21 protein-coding genes are annotated in these 25,976 nt (G+C 51.3%); 5 read left to right on the top strand and 16 right to left on the bottom strand.

Annotated features, from left to right (window positions below):
• The first annotated feature begins 11 nt into the window (after positions 1 to 11).
• The 5 genes from P156_RS0102265 to P156_RS0102245 all read left to right on the top strand — a co-directional run bounded on the left by P156_RS0102265 (position 12) and on the right by P156_RS0102245 (position 8,823).
• On the top strand, positions 12 to 443 hold the full coding sequence (locus P156_RS0102265) for a hypothetical protein (RefSeq protein WP_027868756.1): 432 nt from the start codon (positions 12 to 14) through the stop codon (positions 441 to 443).
• A 206-nt stretch (positions 444 to 649) separates the two neighbouring features.
• The gene (locus P156_RS0102260; RefSeq protein ID WP_185752121.1) at positions 650 to 2,047 is read left to right on the top strand and encodes a hypothetical protein; all 1,398 of its coding nucleotides are present in this window, start codon (positions 650 to 652) and stop codon (positions 2,045 to 2,047) included.
• Between the two features lie 111 nt (positions 2,048 to 2,158).
• Entirely contained in the window at positions 2,159 to 3,427 is a 1,269-nt protein-coding gene (locus P156_RS0102255) for a hypothetical protein (RefSeq protein WP_027868754.1), read from the top strand.
• The gene (locus P156_RS0102250) at positions 3,394 to 7,470 is read left to right on the top strand and encodes a VaFE repeat-containing surface-anchored protein (RefSeq protein WP_027868753.1); all 4,077 of its coding nucleotides are present in this window, start codon (positions 3,394 to 3,396) and stop codon (positions 7,468 to 7,470) included. Before P156_RS0102255 ends, P156_RS0102250 begins: the two co-directional genes overlap by 34 nt.
• A 132-nt stretch (positions 7,471 to 7,602) precedes the next feature.
• Entirely contained in the window at positions 7,603 to 8,823 is a 1,221-nt protein-coding gene (locus tag P156_RS0102245) for an acetate/propionate family kinase (RefSeq protein ID WP_027868752.1), read from the top strand.
• A gap of 354 nt (positions 8,824 to 9,177) precedes the next feature.
• On the opposite strand, the gene P156_RS12645 is transcribed toward P156_RS0102245, so the two are convergent.
• The 16 genes from P156_RS12645 to P156_RS12640 all read right to left on the bottom strand — a co-directional run bounded on the left by P156_RS12645 (position 9,178) and on the right by P156_RS12640 (position 25,975).
• The gene (locus P156_RS12645; RefSeq protein WP_051600537.1) at positions 9,178 to 9,480 is read right to left on the bottom strand and encodes a LysM peptidoglycan-binding domain-containing protein; all 303 of its coding nucleotides are present in this window, start codon (positions 9,478 to 9,480) and stop codon (positions 9,178 to 9,180) included.
• A gap of 117 nt (positions 9,481 to 9,597) precedes the next feature.
• Positions 9,598 to 10,323 (bottom strand): TVP38/TMEM64 family protein, encoded by a 726-nt coding sequence (locus P156_RS0102235; RefSeq protein ID WP_027868751.1) that lies wholly within the window; start codon positions 10,321 to 10,323, stop codon positions 9,598 to 9,600.
• On the bottom strand, positions 10,323 to 11,603 hold the full coding sequence (locus tag P156_RS0102230; protein WP_027868750.1) for a methionine gamma-lyase family protein: 1,281 nt from the start codon (positions 11,601 to 11,603) through the stop codon (positions 10,323 to 10,325). Before P156_RS0102230 ends, P156_RS0102235 begins: the two co-directional genes overlap by 1 nt.
• Before the next feature lie 38 nt (positions 11,604 to 11,641).
• Positions 11,642 to 12,799: a tyrosine-type recombinase/integrase gene (locus tag P156_RS0102225; protein ID WP_027868749.1), complete on the bottom strand. Its 1,158-nt coding sequence runs from the start codon at positions 12,797 to 12,799 to the stop codon at positions 11,642 to 11,644.
• Positions 12,772 to 13,722 carry a tRNA (adenosine(37)-N6)-dimethylallyltransferase MiaA gene (gene miaA, locus P156_RS0102220; RefSeq protein ID WP_242838686.1) on the bottom strand — a complete coding sequence of 317 codons (951 nt, stop codon included), beginning with the start codon at positions 13,720 to 13,722 and terminating at the stop codon, positions 12,772 to 12,774. The genes P156_RS0102225 and miaA overlap by 28 nt, the downstream gene beginning before the upstream one ends.
• On the bottom strand, positions 13,719 to 15,575 hold the full coding sequence (gene mutL, locus P156_RS0102215; protein ID WP_027868747.1) for a DNA mismatch repair endonuclease MutL: 1,857 nt from the start codon (positions 15,573 to 15,575) through the stop codon (positions 13,719 to 13,721). The genes miaA and mutL overlap by 4 nt, the downstream gene beginning before the upstream one ends.
• On the bottom strand, positions 15,568 to 18,159 hold the full coding sequence (gene mutS, locus P156_RS0102210) for a DNA mismatch repair protein MutS (protein ID WP_242838685.1): 2,592 nt from the start codon (positions 18,157 to 18,159) through the stop codon (positions 15,568 to 15,570). The genes mutL and mutS overlap by 8 nt, the downstream gene beginning before the upstream one ends.
• Positions 18,160 to 18,189: 30 nt before the next feature.
• Complete coding sequence (locus tag P156_RS0102205) at positions 18,190 to 19,389, bottom strand: pyridoxal phosphate-dependent aminotransferase (protein WP_027868745.1); 1,200 nt, start codon at positions 19,387 to 19,389, stop codon at positions 18,190 to 18,192.
• 27 nt (positions 19,390 to 19,416) lie between these two features.
• Positions 19,417 to 20,223, bottom strand: coding sequence for a TlyA family RNA methyltransferase (locus P156_RS0102200; protein ID WP_369770376.1), 807 nt, complete (start codon positions 20,221 to 20,223; stop codon positions 19,417 to 19,419).
• The gene (gene dxs / locus P156_RS11235; protein WP_051600535.1) at positions 20,198 to 22,060 is read right to left on the bottom strand and encodes a 1-deoxy-D-xylulose-5-phosphate synthase; all 1,863 of its coding nucleotides are present in this window, start codon (positions 22,058 to 22,060) and stop codon (positions 20,198 to 20,200) included. The genes P156_RS0102200 and dxs overlap by 26 nt, the downstream gene beginning before the upstream one ends.
• The gene (locus P156_RS0102190; protein ID WP_027868743.1) at positions 22,057 to 22,950 is read right to left on the bottom strand and encodes a polyprenyl synthetase family protein; all 894 of its coding nucleotides are present in this window, start codon (positions 22,948 to 22,950) and stop codon (positions 22,057 to 22,059) included. The genes dxs and P156_RS0102190 overlap by 4 nt, the downstream gene beginning before the upstream one ends.
• A gap of 5 nt (positions 22,951 to 22,955) precedes the next feature.
• Positions 22,956 to 23,156 (bottom strand): exodeoxyribonuclease VII small subunit, encoded by a 201-nt coding sequence (gene xseB / locus P156_RS11230; RefSeq protein WP_034802721.1) that lies wholly within the window; start codon positions 23,154 to 23,156, stop codon positions 22,956 to 22,958.
• Positions 23,149 to 24,294: an exodeoxyribonuclease VII large subunit gene (gene xseA / locus P156_RS11225; protein WP_051600533.1), complete on the bottom strand. Its 1,146-nt coding sequence runs from the start codon at positions 24,292 to 24,294 to the stop codon at positions 23,149 to 23,151. The genes xseB and xseA overlap by 8 nt, the downstream gene beginning before the upstream one ends.
• Positions 24,257 to 25,240, bottom strand: a complete 984-nt coding sequence (locus P156_RS11220) for a hypothetical protein (RefSeq protein WP_034802094.1) — start codon at positions 25,238 to 25,240, stop codon at positions 24,257 to 24,259. The genes xseA and P156_RS11220 overlap by 38 nt, the downstream gene beginning before the upstream one ends.
• Positions 25,227 to 25,628, bottom strand: a complete 402-nt coding sequence (nusB, locus tag P156_RS0102170; RefSeq protein WP_027868742.1) for a transcription antitermination factor NusB — start codon at positions 25,626 to 25,628, stop codon at positions 25,227 to 25,229. Before nusB ends, P156_RS11220 begins: the two co-directional genes overlap by 14 nt.
• Positions 25,625 to 25,975, bottom strand: a complete 351-nt coding sequence (locus P156_RS12640) for an Asp23/Gls24 family envelope stress response protein (protein WP_027868741.1) — start codon at positions 25,973 to 25,975, stop codon at positions 25,625 to 25,627. Before P156_RS12640 ends, nusB begins: the two co-directional genes overlap by 4 nt.
• Position 25,976 lies beyond the last annotated feature (1 nt).

The raw sequence follows: 25,976 nt of genomic DNA, 5'->3' as shown, positions 1-25,976 counted from the left end.
GGAGAGGGATCATGACCATCAAACAACTTTCCGTATTTCTTGAGAACAGGCCAGGGGCCCTGTTGGAGTTTACCAGACTCCTCAGACAGCATGATATCAACATGAGAGCCCTCTGTCTGGCAGAGGTGGCAGAATACGGCGTCATTCGAGTCATCGTAGATGACACCTATGAGCTGATGAACGTGTTGAAGAACGAGGGGTATGTGTTCCAGACCACACCGGTCCTGGCCGTCACCATTGAAGACAAACCCGGCGCCCTCGTTCATATCCTGGAGGCGTTGGAAGCTTCCGACATCAACGTGGAATACGCCTATGCCTTTACTGCACAGAAGGTGGGGGAAGCGTACATCATCCTTCGCGTCGCGGATCCTGACAAGGCAGGAAAGGTTCTGAACTATGCAGGCATCCGACTTCTTTCCACAGAAGACCTTGCAAAATTATAGAATCAGCCACTTGACACAACACTGCAGTCATGCTATCATAGTCGTGCAGAACTATGCCTGAAAGGAGCGATCACAGGATCGCTCCTTTTCTTGTTTTTGTTGTAATTCCAACATTTCTTTTCGCGGAGAACCGGCGACGGACTCCGCTTTTTTCATTTTTACGACTTAGTAAGGGGATTTTTGGAGAGATCATGAAAGGAGAGAACATGGTAGTAAGGAAGAGGGCTATACTGATCCTCGCGCTGCTTCTTGTTTTGTGCTTCGGTGTAGAACAAGTACAGGCCGCAGCTGGCCCTGTCTGGGGGAAGGACGTGACTGACAGGAAACTAAACAGTCGTAACGGAACCCCTTATGGGATAGGAAGGGGAGAACTGGTCTGCACCACATACTGTGGATGGGCAGTACACAAGTATTATGGCATTAAGAAATACCCGTCAGGAGGCTTTGTGCGAACCCATAACGCCTGGATGTCTGCCCATGCCCGAAAGGTATGCAATATACGAAGTCCATCGGAATACGCCAGGAAACAGAAGAAGATCCAGGCTGGCGATATCGTCTGCTTCAACACGGGACGAAATTTCAGAGGCGTGTGGATGCACATCGCCATCGTGGGTGGTGACAGGCGAACGCTTCATCATGCTGTGAACAGTGGGGTTTCCTACCGGTATACACTCTATGGATGGCTGAGCTATCTGGACCAGGCAAAGTCATGCAAGATCTACCGTTTGACAAAGGGAGAAGGTGTTAACGGTGATCCCATCCACAATTATCCGCCAGAAAAGATCCGAGGAAAGAAAGTCCATGTCCGTTATCTGAGATCTGGAGATGCACGACTAAACGTGCGTTCTTTGGTGGTGCAGAAGGCATTTCGGAAATACCGAACCACCCAAGGGGCGTGTAGTGATGGAAGGTATCTCTATATGTCGTTTGTCAAGAAAGGTGCACGGTTTCAGTTTGCCAGGATCATCAAGTTTGATATGGAAGGTCGACATATCCTACGAGTTTCCAGGAGACTTCCTCTCGGTCACGCAAATGACATGACTTATCTGCCGGACAGAAAACAAATCCTGGTGACTCATTCTTCGGTAGGAACCAGGAAACGACTGTTCATTCATATTATCTCACCGGAAACTCTGGAGTGCATAGGAAAGGTGCGGATACGTCTTCCGAGAAAGGTGTCCGGCGCTACCGGGAAACAACTTAGGTCCATCCGCGCATTCAGTTCTATCGCCTTTGATCCCTATACCGACCGGATCTATCTGAAGGTACGGAACCAGAGAGCTTATCTTAGGCTGGACCGAGATTACAGGGTGCGCAGTTATTTTCGCACGGAGAAGAAATACCGTCAGTTGACGACACAGACGATCACGTTTGACGAGAAACATCTGGTTAGGGCACAAAGCCGGGGCCAGTCCAACTCGGACAATGTGATCTCTTTTTTTACTCGAAAGGGACGCTATGTGAAGTCCATTCGTCCCATTCTGAAAGGGGAGCTCGAGGGCCTTTTTTACCACGGTGATCGCCTGTATGCGACGATTCACAGAAAAAGGATGGTCAACGGTCGCCTGATCGTCAGGACAAACATCGTAGAAATCAGAATGTAACTAAATACAAGGAGATATGTAAACAATGAATAGAAACTTTGCCAGGAAATCTCGCGCGCCACCCTGCGGCTCGGATATTCCACACTCATTACAGACACAAAGGGGGAAATCATGAACGATCGTCAGCTACAGAGATTGCTTCTTGGTCTCACACTTTTCATTGCTGTTCTGTTACTCCCGCTTCAGGTATTTGGGGATACAGGACTGGAGGAATCCAGGGACAATGAATTGCAGGAGGGCATTCTCATACCGATGAAATACGATTACATAGCCGATACAACCAAATGCGAGGAGCATGCTCCGGTCTACAGGCTCAACGGAGCAGAGGATCTCTCCGCAGACCCGGAGACTCTTCTTTTTGATCTGCCTTCCGGAGACCAGGAGGTTGTGCTTAACATAGAGAATCTGTATGTATATAAGACCGAAGATCTGAATATGCAGTCTCCAATTCTCTGTGATTACCGTTTGGCAGTGAAGCGCCTGGATCCGAAGGAAGAAACAGAAGTGCGGATCCTCATCCACAGAAAACCTCTGCCGACTATCCATGTGTCAGGAAACGCCGGGGTTTCTCTTAGTTATGGTCTATATCAGGCAGGAGCCAGCTTTCACACACCGCTCATGGCAGAAGTCACGGAAGACTTCAGGCCACCGGAGCAGACAACGGCTCCAGAAACAGAACCGAAACAAGGGAATGGAACGAACGTGGAGGATGGAACAGTATCCGATTCTTCTGCGGAAGAACCAGCGCCATCTGGGGAGCGAGAGAAACACGAAGTTTCTGCCGCGACCGAACCAAAAACAGTGCAGGAAATAATTGAACCGCCTAAGAACACAGAGCCGATAGAGCGACCGGTTCAGAAGCCGACTGTTCAACATCAGGATAAGGCTGTACTTCGGACAAGTTCCACAACGATCACAAAGCCGCTCAATCATGTCAAACTCACGGAAAAACTCACGTCTGGCAACGCGAAGATCGAGCAGGACTCCATTCGGGTCAGACACAACGGAGCCGACGTCACAGAGAATTGCCTTATTCATATGACAGAGGATGGATTTCAGGTCGATACGCAGATGAACACGAACAGAGGGGACCAATTCGTTACCACGTACAAAGCCATCCCCACTGATGACAACGCCCTCACCAGCGTCTCCGATATCGATGCAGAGGAGGAAGGAGACGAGGAGAAGTCCTCATCAGGACTCGTATCCCCACCTCATAAGGGGCATGCATCCGCCAACGATCATCAAGACCCGAAGCACAAAGCGATGGTCGGTATACCGTTCTCGATGGCAATTGCTATATCTATAATGCTCAGAAAACTGAAAGAAAAATGGGGAGGAAAACTATGCATACGAAAAATCTTAAACTTTGGACTCTGATGCTGGCCGTTCTGTTGGTGGTTACGATGACCGCAGGGATCGTGCTCCCTGCCTACGGCACATCTGAGAAGACTCCAGAGATGAAGGAAAGAACTGAAGAGCCGGAGCCAGGGGCAGAACTGACAGGGAATAACTCTGCGGTATATCAGAAGCCTCATTCCAGATTGCCCATCGCAGATCAATTTTTTAACGGACAGTACATCTCTGGGCATTTTAACAGAAAATATGTAAAGGATGTTGACCTGGACGCCTTTGCAAGCCCGCTGACCTATGCCCGCTCCAATGCAGCGTATACCAGGGAAGAGGGGGGAGACCTCGAGGAAGGGCCCGGGCACAGCAACGTGATCGCAGGCATGCACTATTACACGTTGATCTATGATGTAGATCCGACCAGCGACTACTGCGTTGCACTGCCGGATGTAAACCTTGGAAACGATGCTTTGTCCCCATATGCAGTGGATGTCGTGTACAACAACAATGCTAATGAAACACTGGAGGACGTCTATTTTGACAGGAAAACCTCAATCCTTTATATCGCGAGAAAGTACTTCCAGCGTCCAAAATCAGAACAACCGCTGTTCGACAAGTCCTCCACTGTGGCGATCCAGACATCCTACAAAATGCCCGCTCATACAAGAGACAACGGGGACCCAGATTATAGCAAAACTGTTCCTGTTCTCGTTTTCAACAACGATGAGAGCAGCCGGGGGTACGACTATCGGGATGTGCTTGTCAACAACATGCTGGATGTCACCACACTGCTTCCGCCTGTTGTGAAGGATCCAGCCAGATTCACCAAAGACGACTTTGTCATCACGTTGAACGGAACCTACGCTCCATTGGACGACGGACAATTCTCTTATGATCAGGATACCGGCGCCATTCGCATTGCGGAATCTGCGTCTGTACTCTCGGGAATCACGATCATGTTGAAGCAGAAGAGTGTCCTTGGATGGGTGAAGTCGAAAGGAACTAACGTACTGGAGGATATGTATACCTATGCGGCAGATACCATTCTCCACGATGACATGAAATCCCTCAAGACAGCTTCCGGAAAGAACATTTATATCGCTGATGAAGACGGTGACATCTATGATCAAATGTATCTTGGCTGGCGAGGGTCATACAGGAGTAAGGATGTGTCCGGCAGCTCTATGAAGTATAACGTACACACGGATGAACTGATCGATGCCTGCGGCGGACAGAACAGTTTCATGGCAAATTCAATGAAATATCTCCATGCAGCTTCCAGCAAATCAGCGGGATGGGCGATCCTTTCTTATGCGATTGGCAACGATGCGACCAAACACGCCACTTCCGCGGGCTCCACTGGTATAAATAAGGACACAAAGCTTGAAATACCCGAAAAAGACGGAAAGGGAGATCCCTTGCGCAAATACGGGGGTGTGGATGGATCGAGGACACTATATGACTGGATGGGATACTACAGGACACACCTTCTCTCGTACTCTTCCACCAGGCAAGAAAACGCTGCCGGTGAACACTACCAGCGCCAGTTCGTTAACAGCGACGACAAGCGCAATGGTGCGATCACCTTTGCCTTTCAATTTCCTGAGCATATCGACGGGGAGCCGAGCCTGGTCGACAGTGATGCTACTTTAGCCAACAAGGGAGCCGGTATAGACAGTACAAGGAAGGTGTCCCTGGATATCCGTACAGACGAGATCGATCAGGATAAGACAAATCTTTGGCTTGCCGGCTGGTGTCGGCATATGGATGATGGGAAGACGAAAGATGACGGTGACACCGTATACGTTTCCTGCATAGGAAAAGGGACAGATGGTACCGGACGCTATGTCGTATTGGCCTGGTCTTCCGCGGGCGCTTATTCAAAATACGAACAGACGGGTGGCGCCGTCTACAAGCTTTATGTGGAGGATAGCTGTGGGAAGTGTGAACTATCCAAGGTGACCGAAGTAGCTCATGGAAAGAATGGAGAGTCCACTCCTGAGAAAGGTGCCTCCTTTCGTGTGTGGAACACCAGGTATGCCAGCTTCAATGAGGCTGCTTCCCACGGAAGCAAGTATGCGCAGACACTGACCCAAAGCGGAGATAAGGTCATTTCCGGTGATCTCATAAAAGGCTCCTACAGGATAGAGCAGACCAGTGCAGGCAGTGATGCCGGCGTTGCAAGGCTGATGACGCCTTTTACATTCCAGATCGAACAAGGGAAGACCGTGCATCTCAGCGACAATGGGAGCACCGGGCCCATTGTCAACAAACGATACCGAATCCGATTGGAACTACAGAAAAGATCTGACGACAGGGTGTTGAAGCACTTCTCGAATGACACACTTCGAAGTGATCAGATCACCTTTGAGATCGCTTCCGTGGATAGTCGGGAGCACGGAACTGCCAAAGGATTCAGCCAGACACTGACTACAGATACGGAGGGGACAGCGGTGCTCGAAGATATCCCTGCCGGCTACTACAGGATCACGGAGACAAAACCGGCGCCAGGCTACTATCTTCCAAAGGAAAAGGCCTCTATTACGCTGCAGGTCGGGATCGATGGAACGGTCCGAAAAACAGAAGAGATGGGAGAGGATGCATATGCGATCACAGAGATACAGGATGCCAGGCCATCCAGTGATCCAAAGAAATCTTACCGGATCACGATTTCCAGGAACAACACGCCGCAAAACACAGTCCTTAGTCTCACCAAGCACCGCACATTCAAAAACGAAGCCGGTTTGGTCGAGCAGCAACCCCAGAAGGATGTTGAGTTTAACCTCTATGCACGGGGGAACATCAGCGCCTTCGATGGGCACAGTGACCATGTGTATTATAAGGATGGTACACTGATCCAGGGCACAAAGATCGATCCTAACACCGGGGAAAGGACTTACTATGTAGATGGAAAACCGACATCGGAAGAATGCTATCGAATCATAACGGACGAAACCGGCAACTGGAGTTCAGAAAACACGGACTGGAAGGTCTACCCTCTGACCGGGAAGGAGGCTTACTATGAAATGCAGGAGGCGTTCATATGGGAGCACGGTGATCATGTCTCCTTCAGCGAAGAGGAGAAGAACCATCTGAAAGAACTCTGGACCAGGAACCTTGGCCGTTCTCCTTCAGATAAATTGAATGGGGCAGGGGAGCTCTGTTTTGAGCAGATGCTCAATCACGGGTTGGATATCACCCACCTCAACGTCTCGGAGGAAACGGGGAATTCTGTGCAGAAATATCGGCTCTCCTCAGCAGGCTATCTGATCGATGATCCGATGCTCCGAAATTTTCTCATGGAAAGGATACTCCGCCATATCAAGAAGGGTGAGAATGTGATCAAAAGTGACGTACCCGTTGGAACGATCGCTAGAGATGTTCGAGTCCTGAGTCCGTCAGAGGCAGCAGATATAAGCAGAGTAAAAGACACGTTCCAAGTAACGCCCTTCGATGCTTCCTCCTTAACGTCGGAGCATGTCTCTGCTTTCGTCAATGACCAGGTACCGACATTGCAGACAGACGCCAGATCCAAGAATGGTAATGAGATTCCGGAGAAGGGCAGAGTCTCCATCACAGATACTCTAAATTACAGCAACCTGATCCCGGGAGCCACCTATACGATCAAGGGTGCCCTGTACGACAAAGGAACCGGGCGTTTGCTGGAAAAAGAAGGCGCCCCATACCAGGTGGTCCGCACATTTACACCATTGCGTCGAACAGGAAAAGAAAAGGTTACCTTTACTGTAGATGCAGCTAAGGTCAAGGGGGATCTTGTAGCGTTCGAAGAGATGTTTCTCGAAGGTGCATTGATGGTATCCCATACAGATTCGGAATCTGCGGCGCAGACTGTAAAGAAAAAGATTGTGAGTGCACCGAAGCCCAGCCAAAAGAACTCCAACAGATCGTCAAAGAAAGGAACCGCGATCTATTCTCCACAAACAGGAGACAACGGCCATTTTGGCATTTACCTTGTCATACTTGCAGTTTCGAGTACACTTCTCTTAACCATGTTGCTGGTTTATTATATCAGGAACAGACACCGCCCGCATCCTAGAGGTAGAGGTCTCTAAAATATCGCCAAGGCCAGTTGACTGAAGCGATAAAATTGTGTATTATATAAGTTAGGATAATGCAAATTATTCTGACAATTATACCAACCACAAAGGAGATCGACATCTCTGAACGAGAGAAAGAGAGGCGCTATGAAAGTACTCGTCATTAACTGCGGAAGTTCTTCGATTAAATATCAGTTGTTAGATATGGAAACAGAAGCACTGCTCCTGAAAGGACTGGTGGAGAGAATCGGTATTGAGGGATCCATTCTGACCCAGAAGAGACCGGAAGCAGACGGAAGCGAGACCAAGTTTGTGATCGAGACACCCATGAAAGACCACAAGGATGCCATCCAGCACGTGATGGATGCTATCGTGGATCCTGATAAGGGAGCTATCAAGTCACTGGACGAGATCAACGCAATTGGACACCGTGTGGTACATGCCGGTGAGAAATACGCCAATTCTGTCCTGATCAGTGATTCTGTTATTAAGGCGCTGCAGGATTGTATCGAACTGGCACCACTTCACAATCCACCAAACCTGGATGGTATTGAGGCCTGCAGATCGCTGATGCCTGGCGTTCCTATGGTCGCTGTATTCGACACTGCGTTCCATCAGACCATGCGTCCGGAAGTGTATCTGTATGCGATCCCATATGAGTTCTATGAGAAGTACGGCATCCGTAAGTATGGATTCCACGGAACCTCCCATAAATACATGGCTGCGGAGGTTGCCGAGATGATGAACATCGACGTAAACGATCTGAAGCTCATCACTTGCCACCTCGGAAACGGAGCATCTGTATCCGCTATCAAACACGGCAGATGCATCGACACCTCCATGGGCTATACTCCGCTGGAGGGTCTGGTCATGGGGACCCGTTGCGGAGACCTGGATCCATCCGTCGTGAAGACCATTTGCAACAGAACCGGACTGTCCGACAACGAGGTACTTGACATTCTCAATACCAAGTCCGGCTTACTGGGCGTTTCCGGTCTGTCCAGCGATTTCAGAGACCTGAGAACCGCTGCAGCAGAAGGGCACAAGAGAGCAGAGATCGCTATCCGGATCTTCGCCAGAAGAGTTCGGAACTACATCGGTGCATACATTGCTGAGATGAACGGCGTAGATGCCATCGTATTCTCTGGTGGAATCGGCGAAAACGCTGCAGAGATGCGTAACAGAATCTGCCTGAACATGGGCAATCTGGGTATTAAGATCGATCAGCACCGAAACGAGGAATGTGTCGGCAACACAGCCATGATCTCCACGGACGATTCTCCGGTCAAGGTCATGGTCATTCCAGCCAACGAAGAACTGGTCATCGCAAGAGAAACCGACGAGCTTGTCAGAAAATCAAGAGTGTAATCAAAACCAAACACAATCATCAGAAAGAGGGGAGCACATCGAAGAGAACAGATCGTGTTCTCCTCTTATCTATAAACAGACACAACTATTCCTAAAATCATAATTTTGGGAATAGTTAGTATTAAAACCACGAAAAACAGGCCCTCTATTTTCGTTTCTAAGCGTTTTTCTGCTACCTGGTCGACCTGTGGGTCGTCCGCTTACAAGGTCTATTTATTCCATTTAACTATTCCCAAAAGAATCGCTATGGGTATTCTTTTATATCAGGCCCAATGTGCAAAGATCCGCTCCCAACGTACTGTTGGAACCGGATCTTCACATTAATCTCTAATCACCAATACAATTCATATGGGATCAATCATAAACTGGGATCTTGAGATGCTCCCCAGTCGTGATTACACAATCATCGAGTCCGTTGATCTCCTGGATGTCATACACAACTCGCCGGATATCCTGACCATCTGTACAGGATTCCGCTATCGACCAGATCGAATCACCAGATGCCACTGTAACAGTCCTGTAAGAACAACTTGCCTGATCAGCGCTATCTGCCACGGTCATTCCAAGCAAGGTTGCTGTTAGATATGCAAGCAACAGGATCATGACTACCAGAAATGTGATAAACCTGAAATGTGACTTGATTCTATATTTCTTCATATCTTCAACACCCCCAAACATCTGTTCGTAAGTGTATGATAGCAGAATATCTGTTCTTTGTCAATCCCCTATTTGAACATTTGTTCTCAATTTTAAAAACTATCCGACAAACGTTCGTCATTCGGATAGTTTCTTGTAAGCACGATCCACAAGCGACCGCAGCTTCTCACGAAATATCAGGCATAAAATAAGAATCACGACTACCACAACGCCGACCACTACCATCCCGGTGTAGTTCTCCTGTATGAACATATGACCGAACAGAAGGCTTCCACACATACCGGGAATGCGTCCGACGGTGGAAAGCAGCAGGAACGCCTTGTATTTCATCTCGGATACACCGGCAACGTAGCAGACCAGATCCTTGGGCAGGCCAGGAATCAGATAGATCAGGAACACGATCACGTACGCTCGTTCGCTGTTTAGCCGTTCCACGTAGTGTTGCACGCGTTCCTCCCCAAACAGAAGGTGCATAGCATCCCGTCCCAGAAACCTGGCCAGATAATAAGTGACGGTTGCACCAATGGCCGCACCGGCGATGGAAATCAGCAGTCCAGGCAGAAATCCGAATACCGCTCCGGCGGCGAATTGGAATACCTGGCCCGGGAGCACGCTGATAACGATCTGGACAGTCTGGGCCAACATGTAGATGAATACACTCCAGATTCCGTAGCCGCGAAGTTTCCGGACGATCTCTTCGTAATTCCGGAACTCTGAGATCAGATCCCGTTGGAAAAAGTAGACATATAGAGGGACAATTACGATGATAGCAGTCAGTAGGACCAACTTGAGAATGGAGATCCATTTTCGCCATCGTTCCCTCCCCTTCTCTTTCCTTTTCATTATAAACACCCTGCCCTACGCAGATGCTCCAGAGACATGATCACACCCAGTCGGCTGTGATCATAGGTCAGGCCACCCTGAAAATACACGATGTAAGGAGGGCGGATCGGACCATCTGCCGAAAGTTCTATCGAGGAGCCCTGAACAAAGGCGCCCGCAGCCATGACGACCTTGTCCTCATAGCCCGGCATATCCCATGGCTCCGGTGCCACAAAGCTCTCCACCGGTGCTGCCGCCTGAATCCCGCGGCAGAAGGCGACCACGGCATCTTCAGAACCCAGTTCCACCGCCTGAATGATATCACTGCGGGTATCCAGAGGTCCGGGACAGGTTCTGTATCCCAGTTCGTCGTACACATGTCCGCAGAGCAATGCTCCCTTGACCGCCCCGTTGACCACAGAAGGTGCCAGGAACATACCCTGGAGCACAGCTCTCGTCTGTCCGAAGGTCAGTCCACACTCGCCGCCGATTCCAGGGCAGGTCATTCGATAGGAGACCTGTTCGATCAGATCAGCGCGTCCCGCCACATAACCGCCGGACAGTGCCAGGCCGCCACCTGGATTTTTGATGAGCGAACCTGCCATCACATCAACCCCTACATCCGTAGGCTCCTTCGTATCAAGAAACTCGCCGTAGCAATTATCCACCATACATATAATAGAAGGATCGATCTCGTGTACGAACGCTGCCCATTCCTGGATCTGCGGAATGGTGACGGCACGCCTCCAGGCATATCCGGTGGAACGCTGGACGCAGACCATGCGGGTTTTGTCTGAGATGACAGCGCCCAGAGCATCTAGATCGATATTCCCATCTGGCAACAGCTCTACTTCCTTGTAAGAGATCCCGTAGTCCTTAAGAGAACCCTTGTTCTCTCCTCGTATGCCGATCACTTCCTCCAGCGTATCGTAAGGGCCGCCCGTACAGTAGATCATCTCATCTCCAGGCCGGAGAATCCCAAGGAGGGTCACCGCCAGTGCGTGAGTGCCATTGACGATGGTAGGTCGTACAAGCGCTGCTTCTGTACCAAAGATCTCAGCGTAGATTCGCTCCGTTTCCTCACGTCCGGCATCGTCATAGCCATAGCCGGTATTCCATCCGAAATGCATATCTGCCAAACGGTGTTCCTGAAAAGCCCTGATCACCTTGTATTGGTTGATCTGCCGGATCCTGTCGTGGTCTTGGAACCGGGCAGCCAGTGTGCTTTCTGCACGTTCTACATGCTCCAGCACGGTTTTGTCTACGCCGAAAGCCTCCTGTATATAATCAAATGTTTCCATTCCGCTCACTCTCCTTGTTGTCTATATAAATTTTATGTCTATTCATCCTTCTTGTTTGGAAGTGATTCGATTCGCTCCGTTTCCCACTCCATATCATTGACCAAGTTCCGCTTGACGTTTGCTTTGTGCCTGGCGTAGAGCTGGGTGGTGGTCACCTGCTCGTGATCGAGGAGGGCCGCCACATCGTAGATGGAATTTCCACGTCCTATCAGACTGGTCGCAGCGGTAGCACGCAGTTTGTGGGGGCTGTAACCTGCGCCTCGGGAAGTTTTCAGTGCGATAGAGGTGTATTTCTTCACCAGCTCCCGTATCTGTCGCTGGGTCATGCGTTTTCCCTGAAGAGAGAGGAACAGCGCATCACGGTTTTCCTCCAGGAGTTCTTCTTCCGTGCGACGTTCGTTGTTGATGTAGTCATGGATCACCATGGTGACGGACTCGTTCATGGGCATGATTGATTCCTTGCCCCGTTTCCGATAGATCTTGAACTCTCCTCGGCTGAAGTTGAAGGAGGAGATATTTAGCTGTTGTAGTTCAGAAAGCCGAAGCCCGTAGGTGAGAAACAGGATGAGGATCGCCTTGTCCCGTTTCTTGGTTTTCTCCCAGTAGGATCGTTCGTGAGGGGTAAGCCCCTGTCCGGTGGATACAGCATCCAGCATCACCATCACCTCGTCGTCCTGAAGGGCTTTGATTTCTCGCTCCTCCACCTTCTGTACACGGATAGGATCGAACCCGTCGGTGATGTTTTTGTCCAAGAGGCCGTCCCTGTAGAGTTGCTTAAACATGACAGACAGAGAGGATTTCTTGCGTGCCAGTGTCTTGTTATGGTTCTCATAGACCGTGATGGAATCCTCTGTCTCCACGGTATACTGCCGGCAGTGGTCAATGAACATATTCACATCCACCGCCTGGACCTGCGCCAATTCAGTCAGTTTGATTTCCTTGGTCTCATTTGCCTCCGTAAGCGCCGTCTCTCGGATCAGATACTGCATGAAAAACCGTATGTCCTGCAGATAGGCGAGACGAGTCATAGGGAGCACATTTCCTTTCAGGTAGGCGAAAAAACCCCGCAGGAACCGTGGCAGTTCCTCCTCGATTCTCTTGCATTTCTCTGTGATCTCATGCTCCCGTGCTACCACGTTGTCCGGCTTGTCGCTCTTGTTGTGTATCTTTATTTTCTTAGTGCTTCCTCCAGCCATCGAATCATCTCCCCAATACTCTCTTCCTCATCTCTGTATTCTGAAATGTTGAGCCATTTCATATCCGCATATCGTTTGAACCAGGTGAGCTGGCGTTTGGCCAGATGTCTGGTGTTCCGCTTGATCAGACGTACTGCTTCCTCCAGATCGTAATTTCCCTCCAGGTATCCGATGATCTCCTTGTATCCGATCCCTTTCATGGAGATATCTTTCTCTGTAAGACCGCTCGCCAGCAATCCCTGAACCTCTTCCAGAAGGCCTTTCTCCATCAGCACATCCACACGCTGGTTGATGCGGTCATAGAGTTCCTCGCGATCTCTGGTGAGACAAAGCAATATCGACCGCCGATCTGTGCGGCGCACCGGTTCCGTAGCGAAATCCTTCACCGGATTCCCCAGCATCGCTGCTTCGCAGGCGCGGACCACCTTCTTGATATTGTTGGGGTGGATACGTTTCGCCGCCTCAGGATCCAGGACACAAAGCCTTCTGTGCAGTGCTTCCGCCCCCTCCTGTTTAGCAAGATCATAAAACTCCTGGCGCAGTGCAGGGTCACCGGGCGGAGCACTGAAATCCATCTTATAGAGGAGTGCATTCAGGTAGAGACCAGTACCGCCGGCCACGATGGGAATCTTTCCTCGATCCCAGATGCCTGTCAACGCCTCTTCCGCAAGAGCAGCATATCGGGCTACGGAGAATTCCTCTGCAGGATCGATCAGGTCAACCAGATGATGCGGTACCTGCGCACGTTCTTCTGGCGTAGGTTTGGCACTTCCGATATCCATATACTTATATAGTTGCATGGAGTCGCAGGAGAGGACCTCCCCGTCCAGTGCTCGGGCTGCCCGAATAGCGTATTCAGTTTTTCCTACTGCGGTAGGCCCGCAAATCGCAATCAGGGTCTTCGTTTCCATAGCCAGTGTCATTGTATCCTCTTGAACATCTTCTCAATCTCGTATTCCGAGAAACGTACGATCGTCGGCCTTCCGTGGGGACAGGAGAAGGGATTGCGACATTCAGCCAGCTGTGCCATCAGATCGGTCATCTCACGCATGGATAAAACATCATGTGCTTTCACGGATCGCTTACAGGATGTAGTGATCAACTTGCTGATCACTACAGTGTTCTGAAGATCGTCCTTCTCTCGGATCCTGTCCACAAAGTCCTTGGCGAAGTCTTCGGCCTCAGTGATCTCCATGAAATACGGGATCTCCTTGATAATGTAGGAGCCAGGTCCGAACTCTTCGATGTGATATCCCATATCCCTCAAAGAATCCAGCCAGTCATAACTGTCTTCGCGAACTTCCAGGGGAACATCCAGCAACAATGGAGTCAGTATGGTCTGGCTAGGTTTGTCATCCGCCAGATATTCTCCCACCAGCTGTTCGTAAAACACCCGCTCCTGAGCGGCATGCTGGTCGATCAGATAGAACGCTTTCTCATCTGTAGCTGTAATATACGTGTGAAAAATGTTCCCTGTTACCTGAAGCGCGTTGATATCAAAGGGGATATTGGCAGGTGGCTGGATGGTGATTTGTGGCTTCTCCGGCCGCTGTGGCCCCTGAGCAGGCAGAGATATCTTCGCCGATTCTTCTGTCACCGTTTCTGCCTTTGCTTCTTCTTGCTCCTGCCTCATAGTTGACAATATTGATTTTATATCTACTTGTTCAGTTTTCTCGGGTCGGAAGTCTTTGTGGACAGCGACGACTCTCGATGGCGATTCGGCCACCTTGGACGTGCCTCCCTCAGGCCGGACCGCATAATCCCTGCGGGTGTCTGTCGCTTCGACGATAGCCTGATCGCTGGCCAGAGCCTGTTGGATAGCAGATGCTATATGCGCTGTCATCGCCTGTTCGTCATGAAAACGGATTTCCTTCTTGTTGGGGTGGATATTTACGTCGATGGTATTCGGTGCAATAGAGATAAACAGGAAGATCACAGGATAGCGCCCTTCGAACAGACGCTCCCGGTAGCCCCGGGTGATCCCCTTGTCTATGACCTTGCTCCGCACGATGCGCCCATTGACAAAACAGGTCTGGTCCCGCCGGGTGGTTCTGGATAGAGATGGGCGGGAAATGCACCCTTCTATGTGCACCCCATCTCCCTCGTATTCCACATCTACAAGTTGGCTGTATTCCTTTTGCTGATAGACGGACAAGATGGTATTTCGTAGATTGCCATCTCCCCGGCTGCTGAAGACGAGCTTCCCGTTGTTCATAAGCTGGAACCGAATGCCAGTATAGGCGATGGCCATCTGGCTCATGAACTCGATGATGGGGCTGCTTTCGGCATGATCTGTCTTCAGGAATTCTCTGCGTGCCGGCGTATTATAGAACAGGTCTGTCACGATGAAAGTGGTCCCTTCCGGACAGCCCACCTGGGCGTGTTCGATGATCTCTCCCCCGTGCAACGTCAGCCTGGTACCCATGCGGGCCTCTGCTGTCTTGGTGATCAGCGACACTCTGGAAACCGCAGCAATGCTCGCCAACGCTTCTCCCCGAAAGCCAAGACTGGTAATAGAGGACAGATCGTCCACCTTCTCGATCTTGCTGGTCGCGTGGCGCAGAAAGGCAGTCTCCGTCTCTTCATCCGGGATACCCCGACCGTTATCCGTTACCCGTAGAAAGGTCTTGCCGCCATTTCGGATCTCGCAGGTGATGACATCCGCGCCTGCATCCACCGCGTTTTCGATCAGCTCCTTCACCACGGAATACGGCCGCTCTATGACCTCACCTGCCGCAATCTTATCAGCTACATTCTTGGATAGTACTTTAATCATCTAACATTTCCTTCAGATCTTCCAATATGGCTATGGCTTTGGAGGGAGTTACCTCCATCAGGTCCAGTTTTCTCAGCTGCTCCAGCACAGGATTCGGCCCTTCCGCAAAGAAAGAGATCTGCTGGACATCCTCTTCCTTTCTGGCGAACGCCTGTTCTACCCGACTGCCTCGCCCTTCGTTCTCAAGTTGGGTCAGTTTGTTCTCCGCATTGGAGAGAAGCTGCTCCGGAACTCCTGCCAGTCTGGCCACGTGTACACCGTAGCTTCTGCTGGCAGAACCGGGAACGATCTTGTGAAGGAATACGATGTTCCCTCCTGATTCCGAAACATCCACGTTCAGATTCACCACCCCGCGAAGGCTCTCCTCCAGAGCTGTCATTTCATGATAATGGGTGGCGAACAAGGTGCGGATCCTGTTTTTCTCGTTACAGAGATACTCCACTGTCGACCAGGCGATGGAAAGACCGTCGTAGGTGCTGGTCCCCCGTCCGATCTCATCCAGGATCACCAGGCTGCGAGGCCCTGCATTCCGCAGTATATAGGCGAGTTCGCTCATTTCCACGAAGAAGGTAGACTGCCCCTGCGCCAGGTTGTCCGAGGCTCCGATTCGGGTGAATATCCGGTCACAGACACCGATTCTGGCACTCTCGCAAGGCACAAAGCATCCTGCCTGCGCCATCAGCACGATCAACGCTGTCTGGCGCATATAGGTGGATTTGCCAGCCATATTAGGACCGGTGATGATCAACATGGATTGCTTTTCTTCGTCCATATAGGTATCGTTGGCGACGAACATCCCCTGCTCCGTTGTCTGCTCAATCACAGGGTGACGACCACTGCGAATCTCCAGTTTCAGGCTGTCATCTACAACGGGCTTTGTGTAACCGAGTCTGCCACTGACAGTGGCATAAGCACAGAGCACATCCAGAGCGGCAATTGCCGCCGAAGTCTCCTGGATCTCACGGATATGGGTGCCGATCTCCTTTCGCAGCTCTGTGAACAGATCGTATTCCAGCTTGTTGATCTTGGTCTCTGCATTCAGGACCAGGCTTTCCTTCTCTTTCAGTTCCGGGGTAATGAACCGCTCGCCGCCAACCAGAGTCTGTTTGCGGACATACTCCTCCGGTGCCATGTCCAGATTGGAACGACTGATCTCAATATAATATCCAAAGACCTTGTTGTAGCCCACCTTCAGGTGCTGGATCCCGGTGCGTTCTTTCTCGCTGTTCTCCAGTCCTGCGATCCACTGCTTGGCGTCCTTGATAGAATCTTTCAGGTCATCCAGTTCTGCAGAACAGCCGTTACGGATCAGCCCGCCTTCCTTGACTGTATATGGGGGTTCTTCCACGATCATATCCTGGATGCGGTCATGCACCGGGGAAAGATCGGCGATCTGCGCGGCCAGCTGCTGAAGCAATGGTGCGCCGGTGTTCGCAAGATCGCTGCGGAGATCCGGCAGATACCCTGTGGAATTTCGCAGGGCGATCATATCCTTACCATTGGCGTTTCCAGAAGCGATCCGTCCTGCCAGTCGTTCAAAATCGTAGATATGCTTCAGGGCTTCCACCAGATTATTGAGCAAAAGCGGATCTTCCACAAGCGTCTCCACAGCTGTAAGTCGTTGGTTGATCTCCGCCGCATCGTTCAGTGGTTCCCGCAGCCACTGGCGCATTTTCCTCCCGCCCATGGCGGTGGAAGTCTTGTCAAGTACCCAGAGGAGCGATCCCCGGGTCGTTTTATCATACAATGTCTCTGTCAGCTCCAGATTACGGATGGTAGCCTTGTCCAGAGTCATATGGTTTCCAATCTCATAATAACGGCAGTTGGTCAACTGCTCCAGGTTCTGCTTCTGTGTCTCAAAAAGATAGGACAACAGCACACCGATGGTAAGAATGGCAAGTTCTCTGCCTTCCAGTCCCAGAGCTGTGAGGGATACATCTCCGAATTGAGCTCTGATAGCGTCTGTGGCCGCTTTTTTTGAATAATAGGGGTCAGGCATCGTATGAACGAACGCACCTGTCAGATCGTCTATAGTCCCTTCTCCCTGAGCATCCTCCAGTTGTTGATTGATCAGCACCTCTCTGGCGTCGATGCGGACCAGTTGATTGATCAGGTCCTCGAACAGATTGGCGCCGTAGTCCTTCTCTGTCACATAAAGTTCTCCTGTGGAGATATCGCAGTACGCCAGTGCCATGCCTTCCTTGGACAAGAATGCTGAGGCAAGATAGTTGTTTTCGTTTTCCCGGAGCATGGCACCTGAGGTCACGGTGCCCGGTGTGACGACCTGAACTACACCGCGCTTGACCATACCCTTCGTTTCTGCGGGATCCTCGAGTTGTTCGCAGATGGCGACCTTATAGCCCATCCGCACAAGTTTCTCAATATAAGAATCTGCGGCATGAAACGGGACCCCGCACATCGGGGCCCGTTCTTCCATGCCGCAGCTTTTTCCTGTCAAGGTGAGCTCAAGCAGGCGTGATACCAGCTTGGCGTCCTCAAAGAACATCTCGTAGAAATCCCCCAGCCGAAAGAACAGGATACTGTCATCATAGTCAGCCTTGATGCTCTTATATTGCTCCATCATAGGGGATAATTTCATGTGGTTGTAATTCCTTTACTTTCCGAGTTTCTTGTTGTAGGCTTCCAGACCAAGTCTGATCAGCTCAACACCTCTTCTCATGTCTTCCTGTTTGAGCACGTAGGCAATACGGATCTCGTTCTTGCCCTTGCCCGGGGTGGCATAGAAGCCCTCAGCAGGTGCGAACATGACGGATTCACCGTTGTCCTCGAACTCTTCCAGCAGGAACATCAGGAAGTCCTCGATATCATCGACAGGCAGAGAGCATGTCATATAGAAAGCACCTGCCGGGACGGTAGCGGAGAACCCCGGGATCTTGTTCAGTTCCTCGACAACTGCATCTCTTCTTCCGCAGTACTCAGCCTTGACCTCATCGTAATAGGAATCAGGCAGTCTGAAGAGAGCTGCAGAACCGATCTGATCGACGGTAGATACGCACAGTCTTCCCTGCGCGATCTTCATCATGCCCGCCATGAATTCCTTGTTCTTGGAGATCGCAAGGCCGATTCTGGCACCGCAGGCGGAGAATCTCTTGGACACGGAGTCCACGATGATGACTCTGTCTGCATACTCCTTCAGCTGTCCGAAGGAAGCCGGTGTTCTGCCATCATATACGAACTCTCTGTATACTTCGTCTGCAATGATCATCAGGTCATGTTTCTCAGCCAGCTCGCAGATGCCTCTCATCTCGTCCAGAGTCAGCACGTTTCCTGTGGGGTTGCCAGGCTCCAGGCAGCAGATCGCCTTGGTCTTCGGGGTAATGCATGCCTCGATATTAGCTGGATCAGAATAAGAATAACCATCCTCGGCCACTGTCGGAATCGGCTTGACAACGCCGCCTGCCATCAGAGCAAAGGTGGAGTAATTGGTGTAATATGGTTCCGGAATGAGCACCTCGTCGCCCTCGTCCAGGATGGTGATGAAGGACATGCTCAGAGCTTCGGATCCTCCATTGGTGACGATGATATCAGCCGGTGTGAGGTCGATGTCGTACTTCTTGTAGTAATCGATGACCGCACTGATGAGTTCAGGTCTGCCACCGGACTCTGCATAAGCGATGACCTTCTCATCGAAGTTCCTGATGGCGTCCATGAAGCATTCCGGTGTCTCCACATCCGGCTGGCCGATGTTCAGGTGATAGATCTTCTTCCCTGCCTTCTCGGCTGCGATAGCGATCGGATTGAACTTTCTGATTGGCGAAAACTGCATCGCGTTTACTCTCTTTGAAATGTTCATTGCTCTCTTTCTCCTTTACATTAAACATTACTTAAGCTCGCTATGCGAGTGTTGAACCACGTTATGTGCTTCATCTAAATTATAACGCAAATCTTTCTTTTTGCCAATATGTAATAAGTACTCAATGTTTCCTTTTGCACCTGTGACGGGTGAGTAGGTCAGGCCGTAGATCCCAAACCCGTTCTCCTCTGCGTACCCGCAGACCCTGCGGATCACTTCCTCATGAACAGCAGGATCCCGCACGATACCGTTCTTCCCCACCTGATCTCTGCCAGCCTCGAACTGAGGCTTAACAAGGCAGACGATTTCTCCGTCCTCTGCCAGGACCTGTGCGGCCACTGGGAAGATCAGGCGCAGCGAAATGAACGATACATCGATGCTGATGAAGTTGATGGGTTCCTGGATCTGTGTCGTATCCAGATACCGTACGTTGCATTTTTCGATATTGACCACCCGGGGATCCGTCCTGAGCTTCCAGGCCAGCTGCCCATAGCCTACATCGATGGCATAGACCTTGCGAGCACCGTTCTGCAGCATACAGTCGGTAAAACCGCCTGTGGATGCGCCGATGTCCATGCATACTCGATCATGAAGATCAAGCGAAAAGGAGGTCATGGATTTTTCCAGTTTCAGGCCGCCACGGCTGACGTAGGGACACTGGTCTCCTTTTACGGTGATCTCTGCATCCACATCGATCTTGGTGCCGGCCTTGTCGCTGATCTGTCCATCCACATAGACCAGGCCGGCCATAATGGATGTTTTGGCTTTTTCACGAGAGGGAAAAAAGCCCTTCTGAACCAGAAGCACGTCAAGCCTTTCCTTCAATTTCCTCACATATCCTTTCTGTAATCGACACGCTGTCCAACCCGTACTGAGCAAACAATTCCCCTACCGATCCATGTTCGATGAACCGATCTGGCCATCCAAATGAGAGAACCCGTATCCCTTCCGGAACAGCAGCGCCAAGTGCGCTGCCAAATCCTCCGCAGAGAACGCCATCCTCAAGCGTGACGATGGTATGACAGGTTGGTTCCAACACACTCAGATCCAGCGGTTTCACCGTCCGTACATCCACGAGCCCACAGGTGATTCCCTTTTCCTTTAGGAGATTGGTCACTTTCCGCCCCGTCTCCAGCATGTTTCCGACCGCAAACACATCCACTTCTCCTGCTTCCTCTAACCTGCGGGAGCTTCCGTCGAACAGGGCTTTGTGTCCCTCCTGACAGCGGCAGTCACCTCTCGGATAGCGGATGGCGCAGGGACCGTCCAGCGTGAACGCGTACCGCAGCATCGCCGCAAGCTCATCCCCGCCGGAGGGGGCAAGCACCCGCATATTTGGCATGGAAGAGAGATAGCTGATATCAAAAAGCCCGTGATGTGTCTCCCCATCCGCACCAACGATGCCTGCACGATCAACAGCAAGCACACAAGGCAGATTCTGAAGACATACATCCTCCAGAATCTGGTCATAAGCGCGTTGCAGAAAGGAGGAGTATATGGCACAGATAGGATGCATACCTCCCTTGGCCAGACCCGCAGCAAACGTCACTGCATGTGCCTCCGCGATCCCCACGTCAAAGAATCGTTCCGGAAACGCCTCGTCGAACGCTCCCAACCCTGTGGCACTTTCCATCGCTGCAGAAATGGCGACGATGTCCTTACGGTCTCTGGCGATCTCTGTCACGGTGCGTCCCATGACCTTGGACCAGGAAGTTCCGCCCTTCTTCAGTGGCTCTCCGGTATCGATATCAAAGGGACCGATGCCATGGAAACGATCCGGGTTCCTTTCTGCGTTCAGATACCCCTTGCCTTTCTTGGTGATCATATGGATGAGCACCGGGCCATCTACGTTCCGACTGTGTTCCAACACGTTGATCACCTCGGAGATGTTGTGCCCATCTACCGGTCCCAGGTAAGTGATGCCGATTTCCTCGAACACCACCCCGCCTCCCATGAGGGCATATTTCAGTTTTCCTTTGGCACCGGACAAACCGTCAGAGATACTGGGACCAAGCCTGGGAATACGATTCAGACCGTTCTTGATGGATCGTTTGGCTTCCAGGTATTTGGAAGAAGTCCTTAGATTGCTCAGATGCTCTGACATACCTCCGATATTCTTAGAGATGGACATGCCGTTATCATTGAGGATCATGATGATCTTTCGCCCAGAAGTGCCGATGTTGTTCAGCGCTTCGTAGGCCATGCCTCCCGTAAGAGACCCGTCGCCGATCACAGCGATGACCTCGTGATCCTCGCCTTTCAGGTCTCTGGCAGTCGCCATGCCCAATGCGGCTGAAAGAGAGGTGCTGGAATGGCCGGTATCATAAGCATCATGGGGACTCTCACAGGCCTTGGGGAATCCGCTCATACCGTGAAACTGCCGAAGATGGTCAAACCCGCCTGCTCGTCCTGTCAGGATCTTGTGGACATAGGATTGGTGTCCCACATCCCATATGATTCGATCCCTGGGACTGTCAAAGACCTTGTGGAGGCCGATAGCGATCTCCACGATCCCCAGATTGGAAGCCAGATGCCCTCCTGTGGCAGAGACCTTCTCCACCAGAAAATCGCGGATGGCATAAGACAGGAGCGTAAGCTGCTTGTCATCCATCGTCTTAAGGTCTTCCGGAAAATGATACCCGGTTAAGTCGTATTTCTTATCATCAGTCATTTCGTTCTTGTCTCCAGTTTCAATACGAGATCCCGGAAGAATTCCGCATTGTCATAGTACTCCTCAATGGCAGATACCGCATTGCTGGTAAGCTGGTGCAGTTTCTCTTCCGCAGCCGCAAGCCCATTAAGGGAAACATATGTTAGCTTGTTGTTCTTCTCATCCTCCCCGGTAGCCTTGCCCATCTCCTCGGCATTTCCTCGCACATCCAGGAGATCATCGGCAATCTGGAAAGCCAGACCAAGATTCTCTGCATAGGCTCGAAAATCTGCAGTGGTCTCCTCATCTGCACCTCCCAGATAGAGACCTGCATCGATGGCCGCCTTGATGAGAGCAGCGGTCTTGTTCAGGTGAATGAACTCCAGCATTTCGTTGGAGCCTTCCTTGCTCTCAGATTCTGTGTCAGCCACCTGCCCGGCTACCATCCCGGTCACACCGGCAGCTTTTGTGATTGCATAGCATGCGTTGATCCGACGCTTGAGCTTCTCGTCGTTGTCAAAGAACATGAACAGATCCTTGTTCATCACCTCGAAGGCGGTATTCAGAAGGCCGTCCCCCGCTAATGTTGCGATATCCTCCCCATACACGATGTGGTTGGAGGGCTGTCCGCGCCGCATGTCATCGTCATCCATACAGGGAAGATCATCATGGATGAGAGAATAGGTGTGGATGTACTCCATGGCACAGGCATATGGAAGCGCCTCGTAGCTGTCCAGGCCGCAAAACTCGCAGGTCGCCATCATGAGCACCGGGCGCAGTCTCTTTCCGCCTGCCATCAAACTGTATCTCATAGAGTCATAGAGAGAACGGCTGAGTGTGTCAATGTTCGGCATATAGTCCAGGATATGTTCGTCGACGATGGCCTTGTATTCGTTGTAATTCTCTCTCATTACAATCACTCCCCCTGTCTTTCTCTGACGGTTTCGATCTTCTGTTCTGTCTTAGAAAGAATGTCACTGCAGATCCTGTAGTACTTCAGTCCCTCCTCATAGCACCGGATAGAATCCTCCAGATTCAACTTGGGAGACTTGATTTCCTCCGCGCTCTTCTGCAGTTCGGCAAGCGCCTGCTCGAAATTCATTTTCTCTTCATTCATCAGAATCACCTCTCTCCGTTCTCTCCATGTATGCATGCCCAGAGGCAAAGATCACCTTATAAGGGACATTAGCTGCGACATCCGCGGCGTCCACCACCACATTTCCGGAGGGATCCTCCACGATCGCGTATCCGTTCTGTAGGATCTTCTGAGGTGCGTTCTCCTCCAGCAAGAGACGAAGTGTCTCGATCTGTGTCCTGGCTTCTCCGATCCTGTGCTGTGCTCTTTCCTCCAAAGAACCCTTCAGATTCTCTATCTTCAGCCGCTGGTACAGCATGGTGTTCTCCAGATTTTGCAGAAGAGTCTCCTTCAACTCCTCGATGGTTCCTCTCAGTTCCTCTGTATCCGGCACAGCCATCTGCGCACCGGCGGTGGGAGTCTCTGCCCGTACATCAGCTACCAGATCGGCGATACTGAAGTCGATCTCGTGGCCTACAGCGGAGATCACAGGAATCCTGGAATCGAAGATCGCTCTGGCCACACACTCCTCGTTGAATGCGCTGAGATCCTCCGCACTGCCGCCGCCGCGGCCGACGATCAGAACATCCACAGGTTCTCTCTGTGCATTGGCCAGACGAATAGCCTCCGCAATTGTCTCGGCAGCCCCTTCCCCCTGCACCATGGAAGGGTATAAGTACACATCTACAAAGTCGTTCTTTCTGGTAATATTCTTCAGGATGTCCCGGATCGCAGCTCCTGTTTCTGCGGTAACCACTCCGACTCGCCTGGGGAATGTAGGAAGCGGTTTCTTATGTGCCTGGTCGAACAGCCCCTCCGCCGCCAGCTTTTTCTTCATCTTCTCGAAGGCCAGGGCCATTGCGCCCTCCCCTTCCAGTTCTATGCTCCGCACGAACAGGGAGTAACTTCCGCCTTGTTTATAGACGCTGATGCTTCCTCCAATGACCAGTGCCATACCGTCTTGAAGGCGGAAATCCATCACCCGAAGGTTATTTCTACTGAGAAAACATCTTACCTGGCTATCCCGGTCCACCAGCGAAAAATAGATATGCCCGCTGCTGTGGTACTTAACACCGGAAGCTTCTCCCCGCACGGTGATGTTGCTCAATAGCGGATCTGTGCCGATCACTCTGGCCAGATAGTCATTCAGTTGTGAGACACTGATGGGTCTGACTGCCATACGCTCTCCCTCCCAGATACGCGATCCCGACGGCGTTATCTCCTGATAACTGAGGATTTCCAAATACGATATCCGGCCAATCCGAAAGCTGCTCCCGGATGAACCGACTGGAGGCAACGCCCCCCGCAAACAGGAATCCTTCTATGGGTTGCTTCTGTTTCAGTTGTATCATCATGGTTTTCATGGAGGCGGCGATCTCCTGAAACAAAGCCAGGATCAGTCCCTCTCTGGAATCCTCCCCTGCAGCGATGACCCTCTGGCAGTGGCTTTCCAGTCCGGATAGGTGAAAATACCCTTCGGTCACCTTGATCCTTGGCAGCTGCACATCGCTGGTCGGAGTAGACAGCGCGATCTGATCCATCTCCTCACCTCCGGGAAACGCCATTCCCATCGCCACGGCAACCCTGTCCAGAAGTTGTCCATAGGAGATGTCACGCGTTCCTCCTATGATAGAATAAGTGGGCCGCGGTCCGCTTTCGTCCACCAACACTGCCTCTGTCGTGCCTCCGGAAAGGTGGAAGGAGACAAAACGGCGCATTTCTTCTGCCGGGCTTCCTGCCCGCACCGCCGCTATATGCCCTTCCTGGTGAGAGAACCGATACATCGGTACATCCAACGTGTCTGCCAACATGGAAGCAGCTGTGATGCCTGCGTTGAATACCGGCATGTATGAGCCTTCCACTGGCCGTGGCTTTGTGGAAGCACTGACACAGCAGACCGCACGGCGCCGTTCGCCCAACTCATCCATCACCTGGCGCACCAGCGCCGGAAGATTGTTGACATGTTGAAAGAGCGCCTCAGACTGCCGCAGCCCCCGTTTCCCCAGCGGCACATCCAGAAGTTTTCGTGCGTTCGCCATAACCATGCCGTCCAGGCTCACCGCTGCCACTGAGGTCCGGTAATTACTCGTATCAAACCCCAGGGCGATCAGATCACTTCTGTCCATGGACCTTAACAAGACTACCCAAGACAGCATTGACAAATCTCGGGGACTGATCGGTGCCGTATTTCTTCACCATTTCAACTGCTTCGTTGATAGACACCGGGACGGGGATGTCCTCTATGAAGAGGATCTCTCCGGTGGCCAGTCGCAGTGTGGCGATATCCGTTTTTGCCATGCGTTCCACCTTCCACTTGATGCTATGCTCACTGATCATACGGTCGATCTCGTCCTTGTGTTCGCAAACAGCCTCGTAGATCGCTCTGCAGTAGGATTCCTGCCCGCCAAGTTTCTCCATCGGCACACTGTCTTCGAAGGACGACTGAAAATCTCCTGCCACATCCAGCTGGTAGAATACTTTCATCATCGTTTCTCTGGCTTCTCTTCTGTTCATGCTTCTCCTTCTTCCTTCATTTCCACACCCTGTACATGGATGTCAACTTTCGCGACCTTATAACCTGTCTTGCTCTCCAGGGCCTGCTTGACTGCACTCTGTATATCCCAGGCCAGATCAGGGATCTCCGTATGGTAAAAGACGTTCAGATTGATGTCAAGCGACAATTCTCCATCATCCTCAGAGATCCGTATGCCGTGGGTCTGTCCGGACATGCCGGAAAGATTCTTAAGCGTATCAGTAAGGGTATCCGCCAGAGAGCTTACTCCCTCGATGGCGCATACAGTATCTCCGGTCAACCGAAGCAGATCCTTGATATCAATGCTCTCGTTCGTGTTTTCACTCATA

Source organism: Eubacterium sp. AB3007, from assembly GCF_000688015.1.
In the GTDB taxonomy this organism is placed as follows: domain Bacteria; phylum Bacillota; class Clostridia; order Peptostreptococcales; family Anaerovoracaceae; genus Aminicella.
Note: the sequence above shows the minus strand (reverse complement) of the source record. Positions and strands in the feature narration are given on the sequence as shown.